Below are 22436 nucleotides of genomic sequence, written 5' to 3'. Positions count from 1 at the left end.
GGGGGAGGATTTAAACGGGATCATTTAACCGCTGAGGTCGCAAGGAAGGCGCAAATGGAACATCCCGACCTGCCGGTACGGATTGTCATTTGCGTTCATTGCGGTTAAAAAATAAAAAAATACCTTAATTTTTTAGTCCCGGGTCAATTTCATACAAATAATATTTCCCTCGCTGGCCGAGCAATTTTGCATAACCTGTCAGCGGAGCGTCGGTAATCATGTGGGTGATGCCGAGAGACTTCAATCTTTCGATGCCCTCCGGGGAGGCCGGCAGCCGGAGCGGGGTGCCGGAGAGCCTTTGCGTGGAATTCTGATCTTCCCTGAATTGATAGATTTCTTTCACCCTGCGATACCATTCCTGCAGGACTGATTTGTGGTGCACCATCGCCTTGTAATCCACATAAGTGCTTCGTTTTCCGTAATATTTCAAATGAGTATAATAAGTGGGGGTAATGAAAAGAGCATCGCGGGGCGTGAGCCTTTTGGCCAATTGCGCAATGGCTATTTCATCATTGTAATCCCCTCGCCACGGCATGTCGAAAGAGGAGGGATGCCTTTGCGGGATTTTCCAATACAGGTAGGTCGTCAGGGCACCTAATGCCAGAGCAAACAGGAAAAAAAGACTTTTTTTGAGCGTTGGGAAATGTTTCTTCAAAAGATCAGCCACCCCCGTACTTATCGCGATCATCGAAAAGAACTTGAGCCAGATGGTCGTTTTAAACCATTGGGTGGAAAGAAAAACGGAGCCGTGAAGCACTTCCACTCCAAGGGTGTAAACGACGAGCCCCAGTATTGCAAAGTTGAAGAACCAGAACAGGGTATCATTTTGCTTTCGGAAGTGATTCCAGGCAAACAGGAAAATGGGAAGGAGGATGATATAATTTTTCAATCCGAAAGCCGAAGGAATAAAATGGTGGGCGAGCCGGAAACGTATGATTTCAAAGAACCCTTCATTGCCCAGGCTTCCTCCCGAAAATTGTTTTTCCAGGAAAAAAAGCCATAACCCGGCGGTGAGCAAATAAACGGGAATACTCCAGTATAACCGGAGTTTATCGGAAGAAACGCCGGTTTTGATCAGGGTCACTACAATGATGCCGGAGCAAATAAGAAACAATTGGACCCCTGCGATAGGGTGAATCAGCGTTGCGGGAATCAGGAGAAGGACGGCCGTGGTGGGTGCCTTTTTCAGGAAGAAATAAAAACTCCAGATGCCTATGCTTTTGGCAACCAGGCTTGAGGATAACGTATTGTAATAAAGTTCATTGCCCCCCAGGTTGATCTTGTAAAAAACGATAACGGTCGCAAAAACGGCCAAAAAGGCAAAGAATTCATCCCTGACCAATTCCTGAGCTGTTTTTAACATCCCGGTCATCAGGAACATAGAGACGATAAAATGAGAAATCAAAAAACTCCAGGGAGTACTGATGTTGAAAAAATGAAGGAACTCGACGAACATCCATCTTTCATTGGGCACCCGGGCGGTGATGTTTTGGAGATAAAAGTCGTTGGCATAGCAGGTTGGATCTTCCAGGAAGTTGAGGTATCCCTGGATCTCGATCAGGTCCTGGTGCCCAAAAATGTAACCATGGGCAGCGAGCAAAACAAGGTAAAGCAACCCTGCCTGGAGGAGGAGCGAAAAGGGGGAGCTGTTGAATTGGGTAGATTCCTGCACGGGTTTTATTTTAGTCATGGTGGCATGAAAAATGATAATTCGTCAAAAAGTAAGGTAAATTTCCGAAATTTGTGACAACCATCTAAATTATGCGAAAATTAAAACTTCAGGAACTCAATAGGCTTGATGTTGAATCCTTTAAGAAATTGGAAAAAACGCCTGTCGTTATTGTGCTCGACAATATCCGATCCGGTCTCAACGTAGGCTCTGCATTCCGAACAGCAGATGCTTTTGCCTTGGAAAAGGTGATCCTGTGCGGGATCACAGCACAGCCTCCTCACCGGGAGATTCTCAAAACAGCTATTGGTGCCACCTCTTCCATGGATTGGTCGTACGTGGAAAAAACCACAGAGGCTATTGCCACTTTGAAAAAGGAAGGTTACCATATTGTGGCGGTTGAGCAGGCCGAAAACAGTACCCTTTTGCAGGATTTTGTGCTTCCCGGAAATAAAAAAACAGCCCTCATCTTCGGCAATGAAGTGACGGGTGTAAGTGAAGAAGCCATGGAAATGGTGGATGAATGTATTGAAGTGCCTCAATTTGGCACCAAACATTCCCTCAATATTTCGGTGTGTATCGGTGTGGTGGTTTGGGATGTGTTTAAAAAGGGGGCGGGGTACTAGTTGCTTGTTACTGGGTTCCGTTGCTGGTTGCTGGTTTTTTAACACAGCGCAACGAATAACACCTGTCAGGATCAGGATTTTCAGGATTAAGGGATTATCAGGAATGAACCTTATTGTTTCATGATCAGCGAGCAACCATCAGAAGCAATCTGGAACACTCCTGACCTGCTGTACGATTTCGCTGCGCTCAATTTGAAACCAACTGAAACTATTTGGAACTCAAAACTAACGGAATATCAAATAGCGAACACGGAACCTGCCTGCCGCGTGGCGCAGTAGCAGGCAGGCACCGAATGTCGAAGTTTTTTAACGAGTAACGAGCAACGAGTAACGAGCAATCAGTTACTCCTCTTCCCCTTCTCCTTTCACTCCTTCGCCGCCGATCTCCACAATCCAGTCGGTCATTTTTTTGACCTGTTCGTCGGTCAACCTGGATTCGGAATGGATGATCAGGTACGACTGCAAAGGCATTTCGCGCTGGTTCACCTCTCCGTAAAATTCTTCAAGTTTGTGATTCCTGCGGCGTTCTTCGTAGTTACCCCATTCTGAAAAGTTGAGATGCTTCCGACCTTCATTGATGTGTTTTTTGATAAACCAGGAAACGGGGGCCACGTTGGTGTACCAGGGATAAACCGATTGATTGGAGTGACAATCGTAGCAACTGGCCTTGATCATCCCTGCTACCTCAGCCGGCGGATTGGTCATCGCAATAAAATCCTTTGCCGGATCAGATGTCGGATTGGTTTTGTCGATCCGGAAAAACTGGATGATAACAAGCAGGGCGAGAACACCCCATAAAATTTTCTTTTTCATAAATAACATTTTAGATAATGATTATGTGAAACCTTATTCCATTAAACATTTTCAATGACTATGCGCTCCTTCATCTTCGCCTGATGAGCCGTTGATGTAATAGGATCCCTTCGTAACCAGTTTATCGCCTTCGGAAAGTTGCAGTTCTTCTATTGCGGTAAATTCTTCATCAGAATTTCCAACTTTTACGTCTATTTTGACAAAATTTCCATTTCGTAAAACGAAAACAGAGGATGTCTCCCCGCTCCTAACGATAGCTGTAGTTGGAACGGCAAGCACCTCTTTCCCTTCATCAAAGATCCGTGCATGTAAATAAGTTCCGGCGGTCAGGGTTGCGGGTTTGTCTTCAAAATGCCCGTGAACCATGGTCGTTTTGGTTTCCATATCGATTACATGGCCCACCAAATGAACCTCTGCTCCAATTTTATCTTCCAACCCGGGAACAAAGGCTTCAATATACTGCCCTTTTTTGACTTTTGGAATGTCTTTGGCGAAAATTTGCAATTCCAGGTGCATGTGGCTGTCGTCTACGATTTCATAAAGCAGATCGCTGGGACCTATCAGTTTACCCTTGTTAATATTTACCGTCGCCACGAACCCGTTGATGGGAGCGTAAATTTGTACGTAAGGCTGAATATTCCCTGCTTCAATTTGACTGACGGAAAGCCCGATAAGGTCCAGTTCGGCTTTCAGGCCTTTGAAGGAAGCCTGCTCGGTTTCATAGTTCAATTTAGCTTCCTGGAACGTTTTTTGGGAGGTGGCATCCTCCGCAATCAGGGTCTTTTTTCGCAAAAAATCCTGCTCGGCAAATTCCAGCCGGCTTTTGCTTTCCAGGTAACTGGTCTGAAGCTTGATAATGTCAGGGTGTTTGATGGTCGTCAATAAAGTTCCTTTTTTGACATAATCACCCGGCAATTGCCGTACTTCCCCGATGAACCCGCTCACAGAAGAATAAACGGAGGCGAGGCTATTTGGCGGTACCTCTACCTTTCCGGTACATTCAATGTAAGAGGATACCTTACGTTTTTCCGGCATTCCGTAGGTTATTCCGGCCATGTTTATTTGTTCTTCGGAAAGGTGGATGGTACCATTTGTTTGTCCCATTTCCTGGGTTACTTCATCAGATATATTAGCTTCCTCCTTTCCCGAATGGCAGGAAGAGGCAAAAGCCCCGAGGGCCAGTAATAAAAGAATTGATTTTATATTTTGCATTTTTTTTTGCTTTAGATTTTTATAAAAAAAGACCTTCCTACTCTCCGCTAAGATATTCGAGGTAGAGAGCCGACTGGTTATAATTAAAGAGCAGATCGAGGTAATCCAGGTCATTACTCAGCGCTACGTTCAGACTTTGTACATAATCGAAATAATTGATGTCCCCCTGCTGAAACTGTAGCTTTGCAAGGGTTCGAAGCGTAGCGGATTTTTGCTGGATATCCTGACCAGAAGTATTCAGCTCCTCAAACAGGAGAGCGGTCTTATTTCGGAAATAAGAAAATTGTTCTCCGATGATCTGCTCCTGGTGAGTGAGGGTATTCATGGCCTGGGCCTCTGCAATTTGCGCTTGCTGGATGCGGGCACCCTGGGCTTTTTTCCACAAGGGGATGCTCACCCCGGCCTGCACGCCCTGGAAGCTGTAATCGGGACGTATGCTCTGGTTGAAATAACCTATTGAAAATTCAGGTCTGGCCATTTTTTGCTGCAGTAATGTTTCCTGCCTGGCCACTTCAATGCGCTGTGCAAATGGTGCGGTAAAGGAATTACCCGGGGATTCGGAAAAACCGGGGAGTTCCATGATCGTGAGTTGTTCCTCCGCAATTTGGAAACTTTCCCCAAAAAAAGCTGCCTGGGCCAATTGAGTGTAAGCCTGTTCTTTTTCGGCTTCAGCGTAAAGAAGGCCTCTTTGAATTTTCAGTAATTCATTTTCCGCCAGTGTTTTTTCAAGTTTGCCCGATTCACCTGCCTGGAATTGCACAGCCGCTTTATCGACAAATTCCTTCATCAGGGCAAGCTGTTCTGCCAGTAATTTTACTTTCTGGTTCTTGTGCTGCCAATTGTACCAGGCCTGTTTGACTTCTACCGAAATATTACGGCGGATAGTTACCAATTCTTTCTCCGCCAGCCCTATATTGGCTTGTGCCAGGGTTTTCCTGCTTTTGTTTGCCGCAGGATTGCCTATTGACTGGTTGATGCCAAACCGGTAATCAAAAAGGTTCGTGTTGATCTGCCCTGTTTCCAGAATGAAATCCGTAGCCGGGATTTGCCGGGCCGATTGCAGAGACAACTGGTTCTTTTGGATACTGAGCGTTGCATTTTGCAGGTCAGGATGCTGCTGCATGGCATTTTCCAGTGCCGTCTCCAGGGTGATTACAGGCGACTGTGCCCGGAGGGTTCCGACTCCGACGACCAGCAAGACGATCATGGCAGCTTTTCCTATTTTGGGTCTTTTTACGTTTTTGTTGACTAGATTATACAGTACGGGCAGCAGCAGCAAGGTAAGCATGGTAGAGGTGATCAGCCCTCCGATAACTACCGTAGCCAGGGGCTTTTGCACTTCTGCTCCATTACCGGTGGATAAGGCCATGGGGAGAAATCCTAAAGCCGCTACCGTCGCGGTCATGATAACCGGCCGCAGGCGGACCAGGCTTCCTTCGAGCACTACTTCCCGAATGTCAGTCATGCCATCTTCGTATCTCAGCCTGTTGAAATAACTGATCATCACGATCCCGTTTAAAACAGCCACCCCGAAAAGGGCGATAAACCCTACTCCTGCTGAAATACTGAAAGGCATATCCCGCAACCAAAGTGCCATCACTCCTCCAATCGCAGAAAGTGGAACGGCCGTGAATATAAGCAGGGCGTATTTTATTTTTTCAAAGGTGAAATACAACAAGCCAAAGATCATTAACAATGCCACAGGTACCGCCATTCCGAGTCGTTTTTTGGCTTTTTCGAGATTTTCGAACTGCCCACCGTACTTGATGGTGTACCCGGCAGGAAGCGTTATCTTGTCGGCCAGTGTTTGCTCTATATCAGCCACCAGGCTGGCCACATCACGATTTCGCACGTTGATCCCTATATTGATCCTTCGTTTGGCATCTTCCCGGCTGATGAGGGCCGGTCCTTCGATATATTCCACTTTGGCGACCTCACTCAGGGGAATACTGCGGCCGTTTTCGAGGTCGATGAACAGCTGGTTGAGGTTGAGCTCTTCCCTGCCCGCTTTATTGAGTCGTACCACCAGGTCGAATTTTCGCTCGTTCTCAAAAATGACTCCTGCTGCGGCTCCGGCATAAGCCGTTCTGATCAACGTATTGAGGGCTTCAATATTCAGCCCGTATTGGGCAATCTTTTGGCGATCAAACTGTACGACTAACTGTGGTAAACCATCAGTTTGTTCCACTTTTACGTCGCCGGCTCCCTGGATATTTACAATATAAGCCGCGGCTTCTTCAGCAATACGTTTCAGGGTTTCGTTGTTCTCCCCGAAAATTTTGACGGCAATATCGGTTTTGGCACCGGTCATCAATTCGTTAAAACGCAGTTGAATGGGTTGGGTAAACTCAAAAGAAACGCCCGGGATCACGGCCAGCTTTTCTTTCATTTTATCAGCGAGTTCTTCCCTTGTTTTCGCACTGGTCCACTCGCCTTTTTCCTTGAGCACGATCATGATGTCTGCGTCTTCAATGGCCATGGGATCCGTGGGGACTTCGGCCGTTCCGATTTTGGAAACAACATGTTCTACTTCCGGAAAATTATCCAATAATATTTTTTCTGCCCTGCTGGAAGATTTTACACTTTCGGTCAAAGAACTTCCCGGCTGGATGGTCATCTGCATGGCCAGGTCCCCTTCTTCCAGGGTAGGAATAAATTCTGCTCCCATGGATCTGAAAACCAAAGCAGCCATCACTAAGGCGATAACGGAAGCTCCGATGACCAGGGAAGGAATTTTTAATATAAAATTCAGGGTGGGCCGGTACAACCTTCTCATGAAACCCACGAGTTTGTCTGCAAAAGAATGATGCTCCCGGATATTCTTTTTGAGGATCAATGCCGCCATCATAGGAACGTAGGTAAGGGACAAAAGCATCGCCCCCAAAACAGCAAAACTGAAAGTCATCGCCATGGGGCGGAACATCTTACCTTCAATACCGGTGAGGGTCATGATGGGAATGAAAACCACCAGGATGATGAATACGCCAAAAACGGCCGACCGAAACAATTTGGCAGAGGCTTCCGTGATGATTCCATCCATTTGGGATTGGGATAACTTTTTTCCGACATGATAGGTGAAGATGGTATGCAATACTCCTTCCACAATGATCACTGCACCATCTACGACGATCCCGAAGTCAATGGCGCCCAGAGACATTAAATTGGCGGAAATGCCAAAATAATTCATCAGGATAATGGCGAACAACAGCGAAAGCGGGATCAGCGAAGCTACGATCAACCCGGCGCGGATATCTCCCAGCAGCAGCACGAGGACAAAAATCACAATGATCCCTCCTTCCAATAAGTTGGTTTTTACCGTTTTTATGGCATTGCCCACGAGGTCGGAACGATCCAGGTAAGGGTATATTTCGATGCCCTCCGGCAAAGATTTTTTAACGGCTTCAATCCGGGTGTGAACATTGGCAATAGCATCTGAAGAATTAGCTCCTTTTAACATCAGGGTGATGCCGCCGACGGCTTCTCCCTGACCATCCATGGTCATGGCGCCAAATCGTTTGGGACTGCCCAAGCCCACTTTTCCAACATCCTTGATCAAAACCGGCATGCCGTTTCGGGTTTTTATGACTATATTTTTGATGTCATCCTCGCTTTTTAACACACCTTCCGAGCGTATGTAATAGGCATTGGATTCTTTTTCAATATAACTTCCCCCACTGTTCTGGTTGTTTTTGGCCAGCGCCTCGAATACTTCGGAAATGCTGACTTCCATACTTTCCAGCAAGAGTGGGTTGAGGGCGATTTCATATTGTTTTAGAAGCCCTCCAAAACTGCTGATCTCGATGATGCCAGGGGTGCCGGCCAGTTGCCGTTTTACGATCCAGTCCTGTATGGTCCGGAGTTCCATGGCATCGTACCGGTCTTCATACCCGGGTTTTACCTTGAGAACGTACTGGTAAATTTCACCCAGCCCGGTGGTGATGGGCATCAGTTCCGGAGTGCCCAGCCCATCGGGAATCTCACCCTGGGCCATGCCGATTTGTTCTTTCACGAACTGGCGCGCCTCCAGGATGGGCACATTATCCTTAAATACAATGGTCACTACGGAAAGCCCAAATCGGGAAATGGACCTGATTTCCGTTACATTTGGAATGTTGGACATCGCCATTTCCACAGGATAGGTGATGAATTGTTCCACTTCCTGTGGGGCGAGTGACGGCGTTACCGTGACTACCTGTACCTGGTTGTTGGTAATATCCGGTACGGCATCTATGGGCAATTGTTGCAATGAAAAAATACCTCCGGCGATAAGGCCGATGACGAGTAACCCGACGACCAGTTTATTGCGCACAGAGAGGTGAATGATGCGTTCAATCATTTTAATGAATTATTTTTTGGATAATCAGCAATACGGGCAGGACAATGCCCGGATGCCGATAGTTCTGTCATGAATCAAATAGATAAAAAAAGAAAAGAAATTAAGCCACGGGAGGCTGAAAAACGGCCTGGATGTAATCGTTGGCATTCATCAGCGTATCTACGATATGCCTGGGCAGGCGGGTAGCTATTTTTACTGATTTAATGGCCGGAATATGAATCGCTACAAAATCTGCCGAGTGACCCAATTGGTGCAAAGGAAGATTTTGATGGCAATGGCCGTTAGGATGCTGGTGTTGATTGGGTTGGGTGTAATGGGAGGTCAAAAATTCGGTAAATGAAAATGGCTGATTTTGTGAATTTTTCTCTTGCTTATGTTGGTTGAAATGATCGCGCAGGTTTAGGATTCTAGTGATCTGACTAAAATCCGTATTGGGGAAAGCACTCCCCAATAAAAAATAAAGGGCCATTATTTTTGCGATAGACTTCAAGCGACTTTCATTGAAAATTTACGCAAATATAAAAGTATTATGAATTTAATGCTGTGATCGAGGTTACTTAGTTCGAATTTATGATAAACTGTTAAAATAATCGATGATCGTTCTGACTTGTGCTTCAGCAAATTTTTCGAGAATTTCATCATCCATCAGCAACATAGCATCATCGTAATTGTCAAAGAATAAATGTTCGACCAGCATCGCCGGCATGGAAGTATATTTGATGACGTAAAAATTGGCCTCTTTGTCCTGGTCGCCGTCCGAAGTGCCCGGGCGCATTTTGATCTTATCTCCCAGCAGGCTGTCTACGTTTTTCCAGTGCATTTCAGCGAGGGCATCAGATTTGGTGGTTCCGGGAGTGGTGTAAACCTCGAATCCTCTGGCGGAATGGGCACCGGAGGCATTGGCATGATTGGAAATGAAAATGCCTTTTTTGTAATTTTTGTGATGCCAGTTGGCCACATCCACCCGGTAGGCCAGCGATAAGTCCAGGTATTCATGGCTGACGATCAGGTGGCTGATGCCGAGATTTTTTAATTTCGCGGCAACCCTGTTGGTCAGTTTTCGGTTCCAGACACCTTCATAAAACCATTTGCCATTATGAAAGGTACCTTTGGAATGTTCGAATTGTTTATTGGGAGCAGTGACATATTTTCCATTTTCATCAATGGCTCCGTGGCCGGCGTCGAGGTAAACACAATAGTCAGCTAACATGGGTGATTAAAGTTTGGTGAATGAATAGGGCAAATATAATAATAATATTTGGTTAAGCGGCCGGGTAAAATCCGAAAGAAATAGATTGCTCATTCTTTTAAAAGGAGAAAAATGTCAATCTTTGTGAAAAATTTGGGGTTCCGATATGACAGCAGCTTTGATTTATTCAAGGATGGATTCGCAGCGTTTGCCGCAAAAGGCCTTAAAACTTTTGGGGACCAAAAAACTGATACAATGGGCTATTGACGGAGCCATTGTTTTGGAAGGCGTCGAACCTATTTTGCTCACCACAGACAGGTCTGTGGATGATCCGTTGGTCGAAATCGCCCTCACAAACGGGATCCGGTTTTTCAGGGGCGACACACATAATGTGGCGAAGCGGACATTTGATTGCATTAATTACTACAATATTGATATTTTTGCGCGGTTAAACGGGGACAGTCCTTTTCTCAGTAAAAAGTTATTGCGGGAAGGAATTCGTATTTTGGAATCATCGGAGCAATACGATTTTGTGACCAATCTTTTTCCCAGGCATTTTCCTTACGGAATGAGTGTGGAAGTGATGAGGAGCGATTTGTTTAAAAAACATTATCCCGAAATCAATACGCTTTCTTTTCAGGAACACATTACCTCATGGTTTTATAATAATACGGATCAATTCAGGTTATATAAAATAATTGACCCATCAATAAATGACCATGACATAAGGCTGGTAGTCGATACGGCCGAAGACCTGGAAAAACTCAATGTCATGGTGTCACAAAATCCTGGTGTTGATTTTCATACGCTTCCATTGCGGGATTTGATAAACTTATACAAGCAAACAGAAATAAAAGAAAAATGATAAACTTATATTCCATTCGGCCTAAAGGTTTCAACATCGGAAACGATGTCATTTATCTGGGCATCAATCATTTCATCAGGAACGCTTTCAAAGAAAATTTCAACGTCATTTCTTTGCCGGCCACCAGTAAATACGAAAGCCATAAAAAGGCAGGGCTCAGTTCCCAAACCATCTATGAGATCAACCAGTTTGGTCATGGAGTTATTGTCGGGGGAGGAAATTTGTATGAAAACGGTGAACTGGAGGTAAACGCCACAGCCCTAAAAGCATTGGAAAGACCTATGATGATCTTCAGTGTTTCCAGGGGCAAGGTTTACAATAAAGACCTCGAGTTAGTCGACAGAACTGATGTGATGACTGATGCCAATATTGCTTTGCTTAATAAACATGCTGACATCTCTCTGTCGCGGGATATTGCCACCAAAGCACATATTGACAGCCTGGGATACACGGACAATATTGTAGGCGGATGCCCGACGTTGTTCATCAATGAAATGCCCCAGCACCTCGTTCCCATTTCCGAAAAGGATCAGACGGACGTCCTCATTTCCATCCGTACCCCGACACTGATGAGCATTCCGGTTTCTTACCAGTATGAACTGCGGGATCAGATGTTGCAGATGATCGATTTACTCAAAAGGAAAGGGTACAGCAATATTAAAATCTTTTGTCATGATCACCGGGACATTCCTTTTGCGGCTTCTTTCAAGGAAGTGGATTACCTTTACACAGAAGATGTTTACACTTATCTGACTTATCTTAAGAATACAAAACTCAACCTCACCTTCCGTTTGCACAGTTTTATTCCATGCCTGGCATACGACATCCCGACCATTAAGATCAGTTATGATCAGCGGGCGATCAGTATGCTGGAGACCATTGGAATGGATGAATGGAACATCAACCTGGTGAAGGATGATCTGTTGAAAGAAGTGGAACACCGTTTGGACAATATGGGAGATCTCAATGCCATTAAATCCAATCTGAGAAACGATTTGTGGGCAGATAACCGGGAAACCATTGTGGAGTACTGCGAGGACTTTGCAGCCCTCGTTTATGAAAAATTATAAAATGGATAATTCTAAAATACATATCATAGCCGAAGCAGGCACCAATCATAACGGCAATCTGGCAAAGGCCATTGAACTGGTCGATATTGCTCATACTGCCGGGGCGGATTCTGTAAAGTTCCAGATTATCTATCCCTGGGGCCTTTACCTGCCGGGGGATTATGAATATGGACATTACGATATCAAAAAAGTGATCAAGATCCGCGAAGACGGAATGCTTAAGGATGAGGAATACGATCAACTGGCCGCTTATTGCCAGGAAAAAGGCATTGCTTTTACGGCTTCCGTTTTTGATGAACGCGGATTGGATCTGTTGCTGAAATTCAATCCGCCTTATGTAAAAATGGCGAGTTGTGATCTCAACAACATTCGTTTCCTCCGCCAGGTGGCCGAACGCGGAAAGCGCATGATTATTTCCACCGGTATGTCCACCATGCAGGACATTGAAAAGTCGTTGAATGAGCTGGCGAAAGCCAATTTCAATGATATTGTTTTGCTGCATTGTGTGTCTGTTTACCCGGCATTTCTAGATAAAGCCAACGTCGGGTTCATCAAAACACTCAAGGATACATTCGGTTTCCCCGTCGGGTATTCTGACCATACCGGTAACAGCATTGCGGCAGCGATGGCCTTGACCAATGGTGCCGAATGGTTTGAGAAGCACTTTACGGCAGACCGTACCCAGGAAGGTTTTGACCACGCTTATGCCATGGAGGAAGAAGGGATGACACAATATGTAAAAGACCTTCGCGATGCGGAAAAGGCGTTGCAAATTCCTGAACAAAAGATCAGCGATGCGGAGCGATACACGAGAAAGCGTGCCCGAAGATCGCTTTATGCGGCCAGGGATATTAAGGCAGGAAGCATCCTCTCGGACGAAGATGTGCTGATCGTTCGTCCCGAAGGCATCATGGATGCCGATCAGATTGATTTGCTGATAGGTCAAAAACTGAAAACGGATTTAAAGCAATACCAGGCTTTTTCACTCGGGCACGTATAAAAAAGGCTCAGATGAGAATACTTTTTGTTTGTAAGGCATCGACCAGTATTGGATTGGGGCACCTCATTCGCAGCCGCTCCCTTGCCAACCAGTTCCTGGAATTGAATCCTCACCTCGACATCGATTTTAAGGTGGTGGGGGAGGCGTTGGTGAGTCGGTTGTTGACCCAGGTGACTTATCCTGTTGACATTGTCAGGCAAGAGGAAGAGGTCGAGTTGAAAGAGACTTACGAACTTTGTTTTTTTGATATGATGGAAGGTTCTGATGCCTTTTTTAAAAGGTTAAAAAACAATGCATTACTGACCATCAGTTTATCACCGATTTTCAACCAGATGGCTAAAGTGGATATTTTGTTTAACCGTACAAAATACCATAACCTTCAGCCGGAGGAAATGCCTGGAAAAATTTATGCAGGCCTTAAATACACCATCATCCAGGAAGATTGTAAAAAGATCAGAACTTCCATTTATGAAGATAACCTTGACCTCGACCAGTTTCCGGTGGCGATCAGTATGGGTGGGGGAGATGCCGCGAATAAAACATTGGCCTTCCTGCGTTCTTTGAGAAATTGCAAAGTGCCGGCCACCTTTTGGGTCATGCTTGGAGAAGGTTACCAGCATTCTTATGACGACCTCATCAAAGTACTCAAAAAAGACAGCGACCACGAGATCATCCTGGCGAAGACCAACAGGAGCATGTGGCAGATTCTACGAAATTGCATCCTGGCCATTTTGCCGGGGGGGATCACGACGTATGAAGCGGCTTATGCAGGACTGCCTACGATCAATTTGCTTCAGGATCCATCCAAACAATATTTAATACAAGAGCTCATTGATCATAAAGTCTGCGTTTATAAAGGAGATATCAATGAGGAAGAGAGTCTGGCGCTGGTGAACAAATCCATCGAAAATGTTTATTACGAACGCCGGGAACTGATGGAAATGCACCTCAATACCAAAAACCTTGTCGGCAGAAACAGTGCGAAGCTTATTTGGGATCTTTGCAGGGAAGGGCTGGAGGAAAAAGCGTAAATTTTAGGCAGATAACCGATAAACATTCAGATGCGCGTATTATTGTTTTCAAATCAGGGATTAAGCGTTCCCCATCTTGGTATCGAACTCGAGATTTTGGAGGGATTGAAGCAGCAAGGCCACGAGGTGGATATTGTAAAATGCAACAGCAAAGTGAATGCCTGTTACTTCAATCCTGCCTATAATTTGCCGGGATGTGCCATTTGCGAAGCCCGGAGTGATGTTTTTTACCGGGAGATCGGGTTGGATCAGGATCGCATCTTTCGGATGAAATGGTACGAGGAAGCCCGGACGTTTAAAGCGCCGTTTTTTGAGCAGCTCAACGATCTTTTTGAATACAATTACAAAGGGGCCAACCTCGGGCTGGGGGTGGCTTCTTCCATAATTTCCTTACAGCGAAATTACGATGTGAACAGCCATACCTTTGGGGAGCTGATCGAACAGTTACTGCGCAGCGCCATCAACGTGTACCTCAATTTTGAACAGTTCGCCGATCAGTTCAAACCCGATTATATTTATCTTTTTAACGGGCGCTTTGCCGAAACCCATGCCCTCATCGAACTGGCCCAGCAAAAAGGAATTCCATTCAGAACTTTTGAAAAAGGAGCGACTTATCACACTTACGAAGTTTATGACAATTGCCTGCCTCATAGCATCAAAACACGGCAGGTAAATATTGATTACTACTGGAATAAAGCGGATGAAAAGGAAAAGGTAGCTACTGCCGAGGCCTGGTTTTATGACAAGATCAAGGGCACTCACAAAAATGACAAGTCCTACCTCGATAAAATGGAAAAGGGAAAACTTCCTGATGATTTTGATCGTTCCAAAACAAATATTGCCATTTTCAATTCTTCGGAAGACGAATTCAAGGCCATCCGGGAATGGCAAAACGCACTGTTTTACCATCAGAATGACGCCATCAAACAAATGGTCGAACACTTCCAGGATAATCCCGATATTCATTTTTACCTCAGGGTTCATCCTAATCTAGGAAAGGTGAATAATATGCAGACGAGAGGCATTGAGGAAATGGATTACCCGAACCTTACCGTTATCCCGGCATTCGATGATGTGGATACTTATGCTTTGATGCGTGCGGCCGATAAAACCGTTGGTTTTGGGTCGAGTACGGTGGTGGAGGCTACCTTTTGGGGCAAGCCTTCCATTCTCTATGGCAAGGCCTTTTATATGGGACTGGATTGCGTTTATGTTCCCCAATCTTTTGAGGCGTTGACAAAATTGATTTTGGAAAAAGATTTACCGCCCAAAGAGCGTCGGAATACCTATAAATATGCGTATTACGTCAGTTCAAGGGGAGAAAAACTGGAACATTTTAAGTGGAACGGTAAATTCAATAGCCATTATAAGGGGTTGAAAATGAAGCGCTTTTATCCTGAAACGGTAGCGTATTTGTTTAAATTTGTGGGCAACATTCCTAAATGGATACAAATGAACAAACTGGTACGTGGCAGGGGATTCAAAATTTCGGATATCGGAAAATTGAAAGGAGAAAATGTTTTGAAATAAATATTGAGCAAAAAAATGGACGAGCATCCTCGGAAAAAAGTATTAATCATCTCGTATTACTGGCCACCCTGTGGGGGCATTGGAGTGTTAAGGTGTTTGAAGATCGCCAAATATTTGCGGGATTATGGTTGGGAACCCGTTGTGTTTACGGCAAAAAATGCCCATTATCCTTCCATCGACCATAGCAACGATAAAGATATTCCCCAAGGCATTACCATTCTGAAACAAAAAATCTGGGAACCCTACCACATTTACAAATTCATCACCGGGCAAAAGAAGGACGCCAATGTCAATAACGTTTTTTACGTCAAGGACACCAAAATGAGCTTTTCCCATAAACTGTCTGTCTGGATACGCAGTAACTTTTTTATTCCCGATGCCCGGGCTTCCTGGATTCGTCCTTCGGTCCGTTTCCTGGTAAAATACCTCAAAGAAAACCCGGTGGATGCCATATTTTCTGACGGGCCACCCCATAGCAATACCCGCATTGCCACGCTTGTAAAACAAAAAACGGGTATTCCCTGGCTGGCTGATTTTCAGGATCCGTGGACGCAAGTCGATTATTACCAACTGCTCCGGCTGTCCAAATGGGGCGACCGAAAACACCGGCGTCTGGAACAGGAGGCCTTCCGGGCAGCTGATAAAATCACTATCGTGAGTCCTACCTGGAAGCAAGATCTCGAATACCTGGGAGCCGACAATATATCGGTCATTCCGTGGGGTTTTGATCCACAGGATTTTGATCTGCAGGAAATGCCTGTTGATGAAAAATTTACCATCACTCATCTTGGGATCATGGGATACGATCGAAACCCCGAAGTCTTTTTCCAGGTGGTTGGGGAATTGATGGCCGAGCTGCCCGATTTTGGTAAACATGTCGAAATAAAACTGGTTGGACAAGTGGACTACAGTGTTCGGGAAGCTTACCGCGAGGCCGGCATTGAGGCGGTGGTCAATCTCGTAGGATCCGTTTCAAGGGAAAAGGCGCTGAAGATGACGGCAAACAGCAACCTATTACTCTTATTGTTAAACCAGCAGGACAACGCTAAAGGACGCATTCCGGGGAAACTATTCGAATACCTTGCCGCCCGCCGGCCTGTTTTCGTATTGGGGCCGCTGGAGAGTGATGTGGCAGGTATAGTCGCTGAAAGTGATAGCGGCGTAACGGTGGAGTATTTTGACCATGCGATGATCAAACAGGAGATTTCCCGTTATTATGAGTTGTTTCTCAATGGCGGGATAAAACAGCCTTTAACAGGCGATATCAGTAAGTATTCCATTCAAAAACTTACCGGGCAGATCGCCGGATTACTGGATGAAATGGTACAATAAAATCTTTTAGGATTCTTTAAATCTGAAAATTTCACTTTGGTCCCAAACCTTTTATTCGAGGAAGGGCAATTGAAAGAGAGATTTAGGTTCTACTCCGGACTCGAGCCACCTTGCCAATAATATTACTTTTGGTAGATAATGTTATGATAGCTTATGGTATTTGTGTCGAAATCGAATATTGTAATGGTATAGACTCCATTTACAAGTAATTGCTTCAAATCAATAATTATTTTATTCGATTTGTACCCCCTGTCCATTAGAATTCTTCCAATAACATCACTGATTAAGATCCTGCCATTAAATATTTTGTCAAAACTTATTGTAATGTAGTCACTTGATGGATTTGGGGAGATTTGCACTAAAGTACCTGAATTTATATTTCCGGTTGAGGTTGTATTAACAAAAAGTTTAGCTTGCTTACTTGTATCTATGCAGTAAGGGTTTTCAGAAATAAGACATCTGAATAGCCAGTTATTTTGACTCGATGTGATAGAAGAAACGGTTAAGTAATCTGTATTTACACCGGAAAATTGGCCTGCATTAGTCAGGTTAGTAAATCCAAAACCGGAATCTCCCTGCCATTGGTAGCTAACGTTGGCATTAGAAGTGCTAACCCCAAAATGTGCATCATCGCCAACCATAACAGTTTCATCGTCAGGTTCAGTGGTAATTAAATTGGAGGTGCAGCAATAGTAGGGTGGAGTATCCGTACTCCAGTTAGACCCAAATAAATATCCGGTATTATTGCTTGATTGATCTGTTGTGGTAACTCCCGTTCCTTCTTCCATATTCCAGAAACCAATTAATCCGGATTCGTTTGCATCAGGAGGACAGAGCATATATTGTTGTATCTCTTGTGTTGTTAAGGCGTAATTCCAGGTAGCAATCTCATCAATATTACCATTTAAATAATGATCAATATTACCAGAGCCCTCCCATTTATATCGGCCGATTTGCACGGGCCAATCATTATCTAAGCTGCCGATATTGGTAATGGATAGGGATTGCTCAAGGATTCCGTTTATATATAATTTTAATTCGTTCGATTGTCTGTCCACCACTACGGCCATGTTATACCAAATACTGTCTTGAATAATAGTGGATGAGTTTGCATGAACTTTAATATTATTTGAACCAATTACAACGTGCGCTATATTATTTCCTGAATTATTCCTTGCATCCATAAAGTAACCATTGTGATTAATTTCCATTGATGCACCCTTAGCCCATAACATCTGATAGTGAGTTGTTGTAAGGTTTGAAACGTTATTAATTTTAAAATAGAATTGATATGTAAAACTATTGGTGCCCATATTATACAGGCTGCTTGAAGCAAGATTTACATAGTCACTTACGCCATTGAACTGAAGTGAATTCGTATTTGTTTGGGCCATGGAGTTTAAGCAAATAAAAACACCCAAGACACTTGATAAAAAGCCGGTTAAATTTTTCATTTGATTTGAATTAGTTAATCAACTATAGTAATAAAATATAAAAGTGTTCAGCCTTAAAGTATTCATTTAATATTTGGGCTTACTTTTTTTTGTTTATTTTTTTTGTTGCAGGTTTTGCCGGGGTTTCAGCATTTGAAAACAATTCTGCTCTTTTCTGGTACCCTACATAAATCAGGGCCAGGATGATCAATGACGAAAAGATAAAGGAAACGATTTTTCCTATTTCGTAAGATTTTGGATCAAACCGAAAAACGATAGTATGGTCACCGGCGGGTACCTTCATCCCACGAAGCGCGTAGTTGGTACGAATAAATTCAGTCGGTTTTCCGTCAATGGTGGCAGTCCATCCCTTGTCGGGGCCGTACCATATCTCCGAGAATACCGCAAACTGTTCGCTGCTTGTGGTGGAGCGGTAAGTGAGTTGGTTCGGACGGTATTCGCTGAGTGTTATACTTCCGTTTTTCTGAGGATTTAATCCTCCGATATAATTCGCAAATTCCTGGTGCACAACAGCTACCTCAGCCGGATTGAAGTCCTTGAGGGAATCGATCTCTGCGTTGGCATTAGGAACCATTAGAATGCTACTGACAAACCAGGCGTTACCCAGCGCGCCCGGGTTCTGCTGGGCCCTTGCCGGAGCTCCCTGTTCCTGAGCCGGCAGGATAAAATATTTTGTGTTCAACATATCCAGCACCTTCTGGTTGCCCTGGGTAATGTGGTGATCGATCAGATCCTGGAAACGCTGCAATTTGGCAGCATGATATCCGCCTATGGATTTGTGGAAAAAAGAAGCCTTGGTGGATTGGAAGGTGGATTCCGATGCATCGTAAACCCGGTAGTTGGGATCCGTGTCCTTCAATATTTGTGTATCGGCAGGACGAGGTTCAAAGTTGGCCTCGTATTTTGATTTTTTTACAAAATCATCTTCATTCAGGTAGCGTTTGCCTACCGTCCAGAGGTCAAACAGGACAATAACGCCAAGTCCGGCAATCAGGAAAAGCTGTTTTATTTTGCCCTGTACAAAAGCCCAGATCAGTCCTCCGCTCAGCAGTACAATGATAAGGGTTCTTAAACTATCGGATTGCATCAGTGCTTGCCGGTCTTTTACCAGCGCCGCGGGGTCAAAAGGCGCACGGCCGGCATCGGAAGGATGTACAAAGTCGTAAGACGATGATCCCAGCAACAGGAAGTACAGGCAAATAGCGCCAGTAATTCCCAGAGCAAAATAAAGGCTGGTCAGGACTTCCTTTTTGGAAGACTTTTCTTTAACGATATGGTCCACTGTAATGAACGCCATGATAGGGACCAACAAAGAGGTGATACTCAATACAGAGTTCGGGGTTCGGAACTTATTAAAAAGGGGCACGTAGTTGAAAAAGAATTCATTAAAAACTTCCAGGTTTTTTCCCATGGAAAGCAGGAAAGTCAGGAAGGTGCCCAATACCAGCCACCATTTTACGGGACCTTTGACCAAAATCATGCCCATGAAAAACAAAAATATCATGGCAGCACCCAGATAGGCCGGCCCGCTGGTGAAAGGTAGTTTGCCCCAGTAGAGCGGTGCCGAAAAAGGTTCGCGAACGTTGTAGCCCTGGTTGCGCAAAGATTTAAATGAAGCGGAAGAAGCATCAACAGGTTCCTGTGAGCCCCCCCCGACCAGGCCGGGAATAAAAGAGGCGAAACAATCAAGCGTTCCGTTGCTCCATTGCATGGCGTATTCCCAGTCGAGACCGTCGGTTTCACTGCTCGATTTAGGCTGTCCGTTATCGGATATTTCGAGGATGGGTTTGCCACGCATGGTATCACTCACGTACTCGGAGGTAACCCACAGATTCGAAAAGGAAGCCCCAATGGCTAAAAGTCCGCCGGCCAATAAAACGGCCACAGATTTGGCGAATTCAGGTAGCTCCCCTTTTTTGAAATCATGAATAAATTGCGCAATACCGTAAATGATGAGGGTGAGAAATAAATAATAGGCCATCTGGGGGTGATTGCCATAGAGTACCATGCCTGCCCCCAGGGCAAATATGGATCCGCCCAACAGGTATTTTCGTTTGAATGCCAAAACCAATCCAGCCAACAACAGTGGAAGGTAACTCAGGACCTGTACCTTGCTGATGTGCCCTGCTTCAAACAATATCAGATTGTTGGTCATAAAACCATAACCTATGGCTGCGACTATACTGATCCTGGAGTTGGCTCCCAGGGAGAGCATCAGCAGGTAAAATCCGAGCATTGCAGCAAAAAAACGCCCGATCGGACGAGGAAGGCCAAGACGATAGAGGCGGGTGAGGTAATAAAAATTGTTTCCGGCATTCACCGTATTGATCTGGTAGGTTGGCATCCCTCCAAACATGGCATTGGTCCAAAGGGTGGTTTCGCCGGTTTTCTCTTTGAAATTCCGAATTTCTTCCGACATCCCTTTGTATTGCATCATATCACTTTGGAGGATGACTTTGCCGCTGAGTTGGGGAGAGAAATAGGCTGCCGTGAGGCCGATAAAAATCAATATAGCAATGATATGAGGCCAGGCTTTGCGCAAAAACGGGTTCATATGTTGGAAACTTTTAAATTTTAGTAAACGACCGGACTTAAAACAGGGTGCCGGATAATAAAAGCGAAACTAAGAAAAACTTTATGCTTTGAAAGGCTCGATAACCAAAGTTTTTTCCGCTGTGTCAAAGATAGAAAAAAATCAGGGTTAAAAAGAAAGCCGTTTGGTTAAGGCGGTTCAAAATTTTTTAATGATAAAAATGACCGAAGATAGGTTCATCATGAGGTAAATATAAAAAAAAGTTAGTTTTGCATCATGGGCGTAATCAAACGACAAAGCATCAAACAAAGTCTGGCCAATTATTTCGGGGTGATCCTCGGGGCCATCAGTACTTTGTTCATTTTTCCCCTGGCGGTAGAAGCCAACGGGTTGTTGCGATTTATCGTTGCTACGGCCACCCTGGCCCTTCCTTTTGTCAGTCTGGGGGTGAACAGCCTTACCGTCCGGTTTTTTCCTGAATTTGAAAATAAAAAAAACGGCCACAATGGACTCCTTGGACTTGGACTGACAATAGTTTTTTGCGGTTTTTTGGTTTTCCTGGCCATTGCCTTTACATTCAGGGAGGTCATATTTGATTTTTACAGCAAGAAGACTGAAGATGTTTACATCAGGTATATTCCTTTTGTCATTCCCCTGGTACTGATGCTTGCGATCAATCAATTGCTTAAATTCTATACGTCCAATTTCCATCGTGTGGTCATTCCGTTCATCATCAATGAGTTGTTTTTGAAAATTGCCTTCCCCGTATTGATCCTTCTGCTGGTAGGGGAGTGGATAGGGTTGAACGGCATGGTTTGGGGATTGATGATCGTTTATTTGATTATTGTACTAATGAGTTGGGCATATCTGGCCTATCTGGGAGAGTTGAAGGTGAATTTTAATTTTACCGGGTTGCTGAAAGGCGATCTTTTTAGACAAATGAGGAGTTTTGGGCTTTACAGCATGCTGGGAAGTGTGGGAGGAGTGCTGGCATTTCAGATAGATGTGTTCATGGTCGGAAGTATTCAGACCATGTATGCTACAGGAATCTATACCATGTCGTTGTTCATTGCCAATACGATTGATGTTCCCTCCAGGGCACTTTTTAGTATTGCAGCCCCCATTGTCTCCAAAGCCTGGAAGGATAATAACCTCAAGGAAATTCAAAATCTGTACACTAAATCTTCGATCAACCTCTTTGTGATAGGCGCTTTTTTCTTTTTGATCATCTGGTTAAACCTGGATGACCTTTTTGCGATTTTACCGAAAGGAGATATCCTAAGGGAGGGAAAGTATGTCGTCTTTTTTATTGCGATGGCGAAACTGATCGACCAGCTCACCGGGATCAACAACTTTATCATCAACTATTCCAAATACTTCAGATTCAATTTTTACGCTATTGTCATATTGAGTGTGTTAAACATAACACTGAACCTCATTTTAATTCCCCGCTATCCCATTACCGGTGCGGCTATTGCCACCATGATTTCTCTCAGTGTGTATAATTTTCTGAAGCTGGCGTACCTGCATTTTAAATTTAAAATGCAACCGTTTAGCCAAAAAACCTTATGGGCGCTGGCCCTCGCCACGGGATGTTATCTACTTGTTTTTGTCATTCCGGTTACTCCTTTTCCATTGCTGAATATGGTGGTCAGGTCTGCCGTACTCCTTGCTGTTTACGGGAGCCTTACCCTTTACCTTGACCTGTCTCCGGATATCACTCAATTGGTGAAGGAAAACTGGGGCAAGGTGAAACGTAAATTCCTTTAGTTTACC

16 protein-coding genes are annotated in these 22436 nt (G+C 44.5%); 8 read left to right on the top strand and 8 right to left on the bottom strand.

Annotated features, from left to right (window positions below; genetic code table 11):
- Positions 1-124: 124 nt before the first annotated feature.
- On the bottom strand, positions 125-1690 hold the full coding sequence (locus H6571_20930; protein MCB9326218.1) for a hypothetical protein: 1566 nt from the start codon (positions 1688-1690) through the stop codon (positions 125-127).
- Positions 1691-1761: 71 nt separating this feature from the next.
- Here H6571_20930 and H6571_20925 point away from each other — a divergent pair, with 71 nt between their 5' ends.
- Positions 1762-2295 carry an RNA methyltransferase gene (locus H6571_20925; protein MCB9326217.1) on the top strand — a complete coding sequence of 178 codons (534 nt, stop codon included), beginning with the start codon at positions 1762-1764 and terminating at the stop codon, positions 2293-2295.
- 342 nt (positions 2296-2637) lie between these two features.
- Here H6571_20925 and H6571_20920 read toward each other — a convergent pair whose 3' ends face one another.
- The 5 genes from H6571_20920 to H6571_20900 form a co-directional block, all read right to left on the bottom strand.
- Positions 2638-3108, bottom strand: coding sequence for a heme-binding domain-containing protein (locus H6571_20920; GenBank protein ID MCB9326216.1), 471 nt, complete (start codon positions 3106-3108; stop codon positions 2638-2640).
- 51 nt (positions 3109-3159) lie between these two features.
- On the bottom strand, positions 3160-4320 hold the full coding sequence (locus tag H6571_20915) for an efflux RND transporter periplasmic adaptor subunit (GenBank protein MCB9326215.1): 1161 nt from the start codon (positions 4318-4320) through the stop codon (positions 3160-3162).
- Positions 4321-4357: 37 nt separating this feature from the next.
- Complete coding sequence (locus H6571_20910; protein MCB9326214.1) at positions 4358-8656, bottom strand: CusA/CzcA family heavy metal efflux RND transporter; 4299 nt, start codon at positions 8654-8656, stop codon at positions 4358-4360.
- Positions 8657-8756: 100 nt separating this feature from the next.
- Positions 8757-9125 (bottom strand): hypothetical protein, encoded by a 369-nt coding sequence (locus H6571_20905; GenBank protein ID MCB9326213.1) that lies wholly within the window; start codon positions 9123-9125, stop codon positions 8757-8759.
- Between the two features lie 99 nt (positions 9126-9224).
- Positions 9225-9866, bottom strand: a complete 642-nt coding sequence (locus H6571_20900) for an N-acetylmuramoyl-L-alanine amidase (GenBank protein ID MCB9326212.1) — start codon at positions 9864-9866, stop codon at positions 9225-9227.
- Positions 9867-10011: 145 nt separating this feature from the next.
- Between H6571_20900 and H6571_20895 the strand changes: the two genes are divergently transcribed.
- From H6571_20895 to H6571_20870, 6 genes are read left to right on the top strand one after another with little or no spacing between them, the layout of a single operon-like run.
- Entirely contained in the window at positions 10012-10710 is a 699-nt protein-coding gene (locus H6571_20895) for a hypothetical protein (protein MCB9326211.1), read from the top strand.
- Positions 10707-11780: a polysaccharide pyruvyl transferase family protein gene (locus tag H6571_20890; GenBank protein ID MCB9326210.1), complete on the top strand. Its 1074-nt coding sequence runs from the start codon at positions 10707-10709 to the stop codon at positions 11778-11780. Before H6571_20895 ends, H6571_20890 begins: the two co-directional genes overlap by 4 nt.
- Before the next feature lies 1 nt (position 11781).
- Complete coding sequence (locus H6571_20885; protein ID MCB9326209.1) at positions 11782-12780, top strand: N-acetylneuraminate synthase family protein; 999 nt, start codon at positions 11782-11784, stop codon at positions 12778-12780.
- A gap of 11 nt (positions 12781-12791) precedes the next feature.
- On the top strand, positions 12792-13811 hold the full coding sequence (locus tag H6571_20880) for a hypothetical protein (protein MCB9326208.1): 1020 nt from the start codon (positions 12792-12794) through the stop codon (positions 13809-13811).
- 30 nt (positions 13812-13841) lie between these two features.
- Positions 13842-15341: a hypothetical protein gene (locus H6571_20875; protein MCB9326207.1), complete on the top strand. Its 1500-nt coding sequence runs from the start codon at positions 13842-13844 to the stop codon at positions 15339-15341.
- 15 nt (positions 15342-15356) lie between these two features.
- Positions 15357-16673 (top strand): glycosyltransferase, encoded by a 1317-nt coding sequence (locus tag H6571_20870; protein ID MCB9326206.1) that lies wholly within the window; start codon positions 15357-15359, stop codon positions 16671-16673.
- Between the two features lie 122 nt (positions 16674-16795).
- Here the strand turns inward: H6571_20870 and H6571_20865 are convergent, their stop codons facing one another.
- Entirely contained in the window at positions 16796-18127 is a 1332-nt protein-coding gene (locus tag H6571_20865; protein ID MCB9326205.1) for a LamG domain-containing protein, read from the bottom strand.
- A gap of 79 nt (positions 18128-18206) precedes the next feature.
- Positions 18207-20681, bottom strand: coding sequence for a YfhO family protein (locus tag H6571_20860; protein ID MCB9326204.1), 2475 nt, complete (start codon positions 20679-20681; stop codon positions 18207-18209).
- 255 nt (positions 20682-20936) lie between these two features.
- Here H6571_20860 and H6571_20855 point away from each other — a divergent pair, with 255 nt between their 5' ends.
- On the top strand, positions 20937-22430 hold the full coding sequence (locus H6571_20855) for a polysaccharide biosynthesis C-terminal domain-containing protein (GenBank protein MCB9326203.1): 1494 nt from the start codon (positions 20937-20939) through the stop codon (positions 22428-22430).
- The last annotated feature ends 6 nt before the right edge of the window (positions 22431-22436 follow it).

The organism is Lewinellaceae bacterium (assembly GCA_020636105.1).
GTDB lineage: Bacteria > Bacteroidota > Bacteroidia > Chitinophagales > Saprospiraceae > BCD1.
The sequence above is the reverse complement of the archived record's forward strand: the minus strand, read 5'-3'. Positions and strand labels throughout refer to the sequence as shown.

Bases quoted from the DNA above. Each gene is read 5' to 3' on its own strand.
- H6571_20930 (MCB9326218.1), bottom strand. From the start codon at position 1,690: ATGACTAAAATAAAACCCGTGCAGGAATCTACCCAATTCAACAGCTCC.
- H6571_20925 (MCB9326217.1), top strand. From the start codon at position 1,762: ATGCGAAAATTAAAACTTCAGGAACTCAATAGGCTTGATGTTGAATCC.
- H6571_20920 (MCB9326216.1), bottom strand. From the start codon at position 3,108: ATGAAAAAGAAAATTTTATGGGGTGTTCTCGCCCTGCTTGTTATCATC.
- H6571_20915 (MCB9326215.1), bottom strand. From the start codon at position 4,320: ATGCAAAATATAAAATCAATTCTTTTATTACTGGCCCTCGGGGCTTTT.
- H6571_20910 (MCB9326214.1), bottom strand. From the start codon at position 8,656: ATGATTGAACGCATCATTCACCTCTCTGTGCGCAATAAACTGGTCGTC.
- H6571_20905 (MCB9326213.1), bottom strand. From the start codon at position 9,125: ATGGCCCTTTATTTTTTATTGGGGAGTGCTTTCCCCAATACGGATTTT.
- H6571_20900 (MCB9326212.1), bottom strand. From the start codon at position 9,866: ATGTTAGCTGACTATTGTGTTTACCTCGACGCCGGCCACGGAGCCATT.
- H6571_20895 (MCB9326211.1), top strand. From the start codon at position 10,012: ATGACAGCAGCTTTGATTTATTCAAGGATGGATTCGCAGCGTTTGCCG.
- H6571_20890 (MCB9326210.1), top strand. From the start codon at position 10,707: ATGATAAACTTATATTCCATTCGGCCTAAAGGTTTCAACATCGGAAAC.
- H6571_20885 (MCB9326209.1), top strand. From the start codon at position 11,782: ATGGATAATTCTAAAATACATATCATAGCCGAAGCAGGCACCAATCAT.
- H6571_20880 (MCB9326208.1), top strand. From the start codon at position 12,792: ATGAGAATACTTTTTGTTTGTAAGGCATCGACCAGTATTGGATTGGGG.
- H6571_20875 (MCB9326207.1), top strand. From the start codon at position 13,842: ATGCGCGTATTATTGTTTTCAAATCAGGGATTAAGCGTTCCCCATCTT.
- H6571_20870 (MCB9326206.1), top strand. From the start codon at position 15,357: ATGGACGAGCATCCTCGGAAAAAAGTATTAATCATCTCGTATTACTGG.
- H6571_20865 (MCB9326205.1), bottom strand. From the start codon at position 18,127: ATGAAAAATTTAACCGGCTTTTTATCAAGTGTCTTGGGTGTTTTTATT.
- H6571_20860 (MCB9326204.1), bottom strand. From the start codon at position 20,681: ATGAACCCGTTTTTGCGCAAAGCCTGGCCTCATATCATTGCTATATTG.
- H6571_20855 (MCB9326203.1), top strand. From the start codon at position 20,937: ATGGGCGTAATCAAACGACAAAGCATCAAACAAAGTCTGGCCAATTAT.